This is a genomic window from Paenibacillus pabuli NBRC 13638, from assembly GCF_001514495.1.
Taxonomy (GTDB): Bacteria; Bacillota; Bacilli; order Paenibacillales; family Paenibacillaceae; genus Paenibacillus; species Paenibacillus pabuli.
Window position 1 is genome coordinate 1 of the sequence record NZ_BCNM01000046.1, and the last position, 8,269, is coordinate 8,269.

Below are 8,269 nucleotides of genomic sequence, written 5' to 3' on the forward strand. Positions count from 1 at the left end.
GTCCCTGGCTATACCCCGCGTCGCCAGACTCGATTGCCCCCTCATGTGATGACACTGCCCCTATTTCATAGGACAGGCTCCCATCTGCCTCGGCCTCAAGTGCAAGATGAACCTCCACAGGCTCCTCCCCAACGACGAGCGGCCTGCTCCACATTACATGGCGCAGCAGCAGACTATGCGTGCGCGGAGGCCAATTCGCTGCGTGCGCCACTGCTGCCCGGGCCATTTCCAGCTGAACGACAGCTGGAAGCAGCTTGTGCCCTTGCACCACATGATCGCTTAGGAAAGGCTCTTTGCCATTGAACTGACTGCTGTACCACTGGCCTCGCAGCAGATCCGAACGGTTGTGGTGCAGCGTAGAGTGCAGTAATAAGCTTTCATTTGATGGTTTAACCGTGGTTGGTTTTTCTGTTACCGCTGACTGATTCATTTCTTCGTGCTCCACCCAATACCGCTCTCTGGCAAATGGATAGGTGGGTAGTGAAATGGTCCGATAGTGACCCTGCTCAAACAACAGATTATAATCAAGTTCATATCCCTGGATATACAGATCCGCTGCAGTACCCAGATGATCTAAATACTCGCTTGCATGTGTCGTCTTCCGGCAGCTCCGCAAACATTCATTCCCATATCGCTGCAATGAGGAGTGCTCACGTGAAGTGTCCGGTGTTCCTTGTGAAACCCGAACCTGTGGTGCACTTCCCTTATCCAACCAGCGTTGAAGTAAAGTCATCGCTTCATTCAGACTTCGGGTCACACAGGCGAGGCGGAAATCCATATGTTTGCGTCCCAATAACAGGGTGTAGCTCAGGTTGCCGCAATCCATTTCTGGCAATTGTCTTCCGTAGGCGGTGAATTGTTCAACCTGCTGACGCAATTGTTCGGCGGTACGAGCGGAAAGTACAATCAAATACCCCGGCATCGGCTTGGACGGTCTGGATCGCAGCGGTCCCTCCTCAATGACCATATGGGCATTCGTACCACTGAAACCAAATGAACTGATTGCAGCACATCTTCTGCCACTTGATCCGGCTTTCCATTCCATCGTGGCTGTAGGGATATAGAACGGGCTGTCATTTAAGGCGATCTGGCTGTTGGGTTGATGAAAATGAATGGAGGGGGCTATTTTTTGATGACGCATCCCCACCATAATTTTAAACAAACCCGCTACTCCGGCTGCCGTGGCCGTATGACCGATATTGCTTTTTACCGAGCCGATCGCACAGAACTGTTTTTCGTCCGTATGTTTTCTGAACGCCTGTGTCAATGCATTGAACTCAATCGGGTCTCCCAGCCTGGTCCCTGTCCCATGAGCCTCGACCAGCTGGATGTGTTCAGGATTAATATTAAAAGTCTCATATACGCTCTGCTCAAGCCGTTCCTGGGATTTCGCACTGGGAGCAGTAATTCCATTGGTGGACCCATCCTGGTTTATTCCGCTCCCTCGAATGACTCCGTAAATCTGATCCCCGTCAGCCAGCGCCTCCCTGAGCCTTTTCAGGATAACCACCCCTGCACCTTCTCCCGGAACAAAACCATCTGCCGCTTCATCAAAGGTATGACATCTTCCTGTTGGAGACAGCATTCCCGCTCGATTGGAAGCAATGTAGAATCCAGGGGTGGACTGGATGAATACGCCTCCAGCAAGGGCCATATTCGTCTCGCCGGACCATAACCCCTGACAGGCCAGATGAATGGCCACCAAAGAACTGGAACAGGCTGTATCCACTGTAATGGCCGGACCATGCAGATTCAGGTAATAGGCGATGCGCGCAGGCACAATCGAATTGGCGTTCCCCCAGAAAGCCTGCGGAGGGCCCTCATGTCCAAATATGCTTTGATAATCCATGCCGCTGCACCCTACATAGACACCACATTGAAGGCCCTCGGCCTTTTTGCCAGCATAACCGGCATCTTCAAGCGCCTTCCAGGACTCTTCCAAAAAAATGCGCTGCTGCGGGTCCATATAGGTGGCTTCCACACCGGATATGTTAAAAAACAGAGGGTCGAAACGATCAAAATCCTCTATAAAGCTGCCATGTCGACAATAGGAATGCTGATCAGCGTAATAAGCGTCCAGATCCCAACGGTTCACCTCTCCAATCAGATCATGCCCGGCTTGCAAATGTTGCCATAACTCCTCAGGATTGCGACTTTGTGCAAATCGGCCACTGATTCCAACAATCGCTATTTCCTCCCGGACGGAAGGTGTTTCTTGATCCATTGTGGCCTCTTCTACCACAACGTTTTGCTCCCATGGCTTAGCAGAATACGGCTTAAAGCGTTGAGCTTCAGGGATATGTACCACAATTTTTCCTATATTACTGCGGTTTCCCATAGCCTTATATGCTTCTTTCACTTGCTGAAAAGGGTAGGTGGCATATATCGTCGGACGAACGATGTTCTGGTCAATTAGGATCGCCATTTCCTTCATATAGGTTCGAATTATAGAAGGATCACGAAAAGCCATCCGTCGCAAATCTACCGAGTAGAACGCCTGATTGTTCGATAATAAGGATAAATCAATACTTTTGGCTGATTTGAGGGCAGTCATGGCAATTTCAATATATCTGCCACCGGGAGCAAGACAAGCCATCCCCTTTTGAATCGCATCACCCGATAAAGTATTGATGACAATATCTACACCTTGCCCGTTCGTAAGACGGCGAATCTCCTCGGCAAAATCCTGCTCCACATACTGAATGGTATGTTGCACACCCTGCTGTTGCAGATAGTTTAGTTTCACATCTGAACCGGCTGTGGCATAGATTTCCAGACCATAGTGCTGGGCCAACTGTACAGCAATAAGACCTGTCCCTCCGGCTGCCGTCTGAATCAATATTTTTTCACCTGGCTGCGGTTTGGCTTTTTGGAACACATCAAGCATGGTCATGGTGACGGCTGGTAGTGAGCATGCTTCTTCAAATGTTAATCTTTTCGGTTTGGGTACAACATGAGCTACCGGACAGATCACCATATTGGCATGACCACCCATCTGCTCACCCATCATGGCAATCACTTCATCACCGCGCCGAAGGTCTGTGACCTCGGAACCTGTTTGAACGACGACCCCGCTGACTTCAAAGCCGGGGGTAAACGGATAAAGGGGCATGGTTGGATATAGCCCTCTTACACATAACAGATCTCCAAAATTAAGTGAAAAAGCATGCACAGCAATTTGCACTTCGTCTGACTGGAGTGAACGCGATTGATCCTGAATCAGTTGAAGCTCATCCAGTTCTCCAGGTTTCTCCAGCAGCAATCGATAATATGCGCCTTCCGAATTAGATCCCAGCTTTTCGATATCAACCATTGTGCTTGCCCAAGTCGAATTAGGATTCGTCCACTCATCCTGGACTGGCAACCGTTCCTCGTTTTTATGCACAGCAGGTTTCTCAGCCCTACGATTATCACGCATGTCTATAATGATAGCCTGTTCGTCATCTTTCCTCTGTGGAGGTATATCAGCCCGACTAGGCAGCATATGCGCCACAATCTCTTTTCGATATTGCTCCAGCATGTGCTTGCTTAAGGCATGGACCGTATTATGATCGAACAGCACTGTAGTCTGCATCACTATTCCACATCGCTCGTTAATGAGATTGACCAGATTCACGGCAACAATCGAATCGACGCCGTATTCAGAGAAGCTTTGATGGTTGTCAATCCGGTCCTGGCTCATCTTAAGGGATGTCTCTATGCTGTCCCGGATGACCATAATAATATGATCGCGGATTACATGATCAGAAATATCCCCTGCCGGCGGCTGATGTTTCATGTATCCAGTCTCCATCACCGGGGACGAACTGGGCTTCAACTCCATCTCAGGAATCGCTCTTGTTTGTGTCTGTACAGGATGAGATACAGGGCTCTGCTTTATTTCGTGTATAATGATGCCGTCACTTTGGGATACAACGATTTGCTGCCCCCACTCTTCAGCGTTCAATGCCGGAAAGCGAACATTTCTGAACCCCTCATGAGCAAGCACCTTTTTCCATGTTTTAGGTGTGAGACCAGGGCAGCCCGGAATACGCAGCGTCTCATCTTCGTATAACCACCAGCCCTCCAGCAAACCAAATGTAATATGGGCAAAAAGTGTATTAGCGGTTATCTCGTTCAAAAGTAAATGCCCCTGCTTTTTGAGCGCTGCTTTGATATGTCTTAGGGTTTGACGAATATGGGGTGTAGCATGCAGCACATTGGCCGCAATTGCTATATCATAGACAGCTTCATCAATCGATTGCTCAGGCAGGTGTTTAGTAACATCTATTTTTCTGTAGGTCACATAAGGGTGCTCATTCCCATAACGCTGCTCTGCCTGCAACAGAAAAGAGGAAGAGATATCTGTATAACAATATTCCTCAATGTGCTGCGCATACGGTCTGAGCTTATCCAGCACAGGGGTACTGGTTCCACCTGTACCCGCGCCAAATTCAATGATTCTCAACCGGATGGTTGCATTCTTTTTTCTTTTTTCTTCAATAATTGTTATAAGTTGCGATCCCAGAACCTCATTGAAATAGTCGGCGATGGGATTGTTCTGGTATATGCCCTCGACAAGTGTCATGCTTGAATTGGGGAAAAGAACATCCGTTGCCTGCTTGTGGCCCCGAAGAATATCAGGCAGGTGTTTTAATGCCGTTTCTGCCAAAAGGACCTGAGCTCGAAGGTGGCCCTGTTGCAGCCATTGCTGTTTAACTTCATCCCATCTCTGCCACACATTCTCGAAGGTAGTAGCGGTTTGCCCACCCGCAGCGCTATTCCCCTCTTCTTTGGCTAACACAGCAAGTGTCTCTTCCATCCAGCGATGAAACAAAACGGGTATCCCGTTTTTCTCTAACCATTCCCTGGTGCTGGAATACCTTTTTTCAAATAACCCCATTGCCTTTAATTCCGCTGACAATAATGCGACAAGCCACCCGTGTAACTGATCTGTCTCACTGCGAAGTCCCTCGGGAATATGTTTTGTAATCGGAATATACACCTGATCATCCATTGTTTTAACCTCCCTGTGGTGGCAGATGCCCATTCATCAGAAACATTTATGTTCTGCTGCTCCCCCCATACCGTGCCAAACGGTTTTCATGCACCCTGTCAACACATCGTTCTGTTACACATTCAGGGATGCAACTTTGTTCAAGTTCAGCTCTTGCATAAAAAGAGGTCTGGTCGTTCTGACAAGTCCCAGTTGATCCAGTGATCCTGTCAAAAGAATTTCCAACGCTTTCATGGCTTCAGGTACTTCAATGGAACCGATACCGGCATTGCTCATAAGGATGTTGTACTCTTCCGAGGATACACTCCCCACACTTCCCCAATAGCCCCAATTGATGACTTTGACATCATAGGCACGCTCCCTTGCAAGCTGATGAGCAAACGCATCCTTAAAGGTGCAGCCAGCCACATAATTGCTTTGCCCAGGGGATCTGGTGAACGAATTAAAGGATGAGAAAAACAGCATGAAGTCGAGGTCATCCTGTCCAAATACCTGAGCCATGCTTGCACTTACAGCGACTTTTGCAGATAAGACAGCCCGAAAACGTTCCTCCTCCATATTGGCGATACTCTGATCCTGCAGTACGATCGCTGAATGAATCACGCCATGAATATGGGGATGTCTTCTCTTGATCTGTTCATAGGCCATCTGGAGGGAATGTCCATTTGTTGCATCTGCCACAATGTACTCGGGAGCACTGCCAAGGGATGCCAAATGCTCCAGACCATGTTGAATGATCGAATCCGGTTCCCTGCGCCCGATCCAGATAATACGCGCATTGTACTGCCGGATCATGTATTCACTCCACACCTGCCCAATACCACCTGCCCCGCCGATGACCACATATACGCCCTCTTGACGATAAGCATGCTGGATGGCATGTTCATTGTGCACGTTTACCGGGAGCAGCTCCTGGCGAAACCACTCGTTATCCCTGTACACATAGGCATTTCCTTGGGCGTCCCAAGGAAGTTCTTGCATTTGGGTCTCGACCCATTCAACCTCATGTTCCAGATCGAGCAGCTTTATGTTCCACCGGGAGTACTCTTTGGCCAAAGAGCCCGCAAAACCATGAATGCTTGCATGAGTAGGGTTAATCTCGTCCACCGGGGAGGTGGGGATCGCATTGGTCGTAATGATGGTCAGACTCAAGCTTCGGTTACCATAACCAAGCTCTAGCAGACTCTTGATCAATCTGAATAACTGAAGCACTCCCTGCTTCTGTCCCTCAACAATCGAATGATCTGCCATGCTAACATTACCGGGAGATGGAGCCTGCCATACGATATGATCCAGAATAGCAAACTCCGACAGGCTGTCCTTCCAACCGGTTAGGCTATTCTGGGGCATCATGTGCATTGCACCCGGATATAATTTCAGGGCTTCTTTATGGCTTGTATCGTTGTCACTGATGATGAGCACCTTGTTACTAGCTGGTAATGATAGCGCTGTCTCTTCGGGCGTAAATACACTCCATACAGGTGTCATCAGAACATGTCCAACAGGGGGTGTACCCTGGGTCGTCAACGGATTTTGAAATAAAGGAAGCCTTTCCGCTGACGGAGCTTTACATGCCAATTCTGTCATTCGAATGCATAACTTTCCGTCCGGACTATACATTTCAATCCCAAACTTGATCAGCCCCTGTGCTCCAGAAGGGTAATCCATCCGTTGGACTCGCACCCACATCTCTTCTGTGCAAGGATGCAAGAGTTCCAGCTGATCTAGTGTAAATGGCAGTGGCACTGAATCAGCATTTCGGCCCTCCTCCACATGTTGCTTCAGCAAAAGACCCATGGAGGTCTGGAACGCCGCATCAAGCAAATATGGATTCATTACATATTGCTCTGTGTGTCCGGCTGCCGGAGACAACCGCAACTGTGCCCAAACCTGATGATCCTGGATGAACAGCTGTGTAAGTCCCTGAAAGGCGGGCCCGTAGGATAGACCCAATCCGTCAAACAGGGAATAACAGTCCTTACCTGTAAGGACACGTTCTGCCTTCTCAACCAGCCAAGGTTTATTTCCGGTGGGTTGAACGGATGCCTGTATTCCCCCCAGCAGAACAGAACCCTTGCAATGTGTTCGTTTGAGCGGCTCAGATCCATGAGTGAAGCTATATATCTCGAAACCTACGATTTCATCATTCTGCTGTTTAAGCTCGATCAGAACATCAACGCGCTGCTCAACCTGCAGGGGCGTCATCCATGTGACTTTCTGAATACAGCGTACCTGCAGCGAATTGTCGAGAAATCCAATTGCCTGCTGAACCGCCGCTCTGGCCATTTCCAGATAGGCCGTACCAGGAAGCCATTTCTCTCCATGAACCTGATGATGGGCCAAAATCGTCTCCTCGCCCGTAAACGTACTGGCATATCGTTGCAAGCCAAAGCTGGATGTATTGCAATGTACAAGCGGATGTAAAATAGGTACGCCTGTATGTTGTGGTACTTTGATTCTCTGTTCTACTGTGACAGGAGGTTCAGGTACCCAGTAACGTTCGGCAGCAAACGGATACGTCGGCAGACTGATTCGACGCGGATGCTGCTGTCTGTTTTCCCCGTATAGCTCCATCCACTGGATCGCTGCCCCTCGTGTCCACGCGTCCAATATGTGCTCATAACGTCCCTGGGACAGCCAACGCTTCACATTCTCTTTCATATCTTCCTCATCGGTTAACCAACCCGGATTCTCCTGCCCTTGCTTCACATTTCCCTGATAATACTGGCTCCCTTTGCCTTCCGGTACTGCCTGACTGGCCTGTTCCACATAACGGTCCAGCTTGGTGACCAGTTCATCCACCGTTTGCGCCAGCACGCCCAGCCGAGCCTCCATCGCTTCACGTCCGGTTTGCAGCGTATAGGCGATCTCCCTTACACTCCAGCTACTCTGCCCGATGCGAAGTGCATCCCGCAGCTGACAAGCCTGAGCGACCAGCCGTTCCTCGTTCCTCGCTGACAGCACAATCATTTCCGGTACTTCATTTTGTTCGTTTTGCTCATTTTTCTCGTTGAGCTCGTTCGCCTTTTCGCCCGCCAGGTCGGGTTCCCGATATTCCTCCAAAATGAGATGAGCATTCGCTCCACCTGCACCAAACGAGGAAATCCCTGCCCGTCGCGGTACGATCTGACCGTCCACCCTCGGACGTTCCCAACTGCCCAGCTCCCGCTGAACCGTGAACGGGGTTTGACTGAAGTCAATATGCGGGTTCGTCTGCTGCGCATGCAGGGACGGCGCCAGCTCCCCATGCTGCAATTGCAGCAGCACCTTGGT

The 8,269-nt window shown here is 49.6% G+C and carries 2 protein-coding genes; both read right to left on the reverse strand.

Annotated features, from left to right (window positions below):
* Nucleotides 1-4,996, reverse strand: a 4,996-nt coding sequence (locus PPA03S_RS31695) for a beta-ketoacyl synthase N-terminal-like domain-containing protein (protein ID WP_062330008.1), incomplete at its 3' end; no start/stop codon positions are given.
* A gap of 114 nt (nucleotides 4,997-5,110) precedes the next feature.
* Nucleotides 5,111-8,269 (reverse strand): SDR family oxidoreductase (locus tag PPA03S_RS31700; RefSeq protein WP_157284477.1); only part of this gene is annotated, 3,159 nt, incomplete at its 5' end.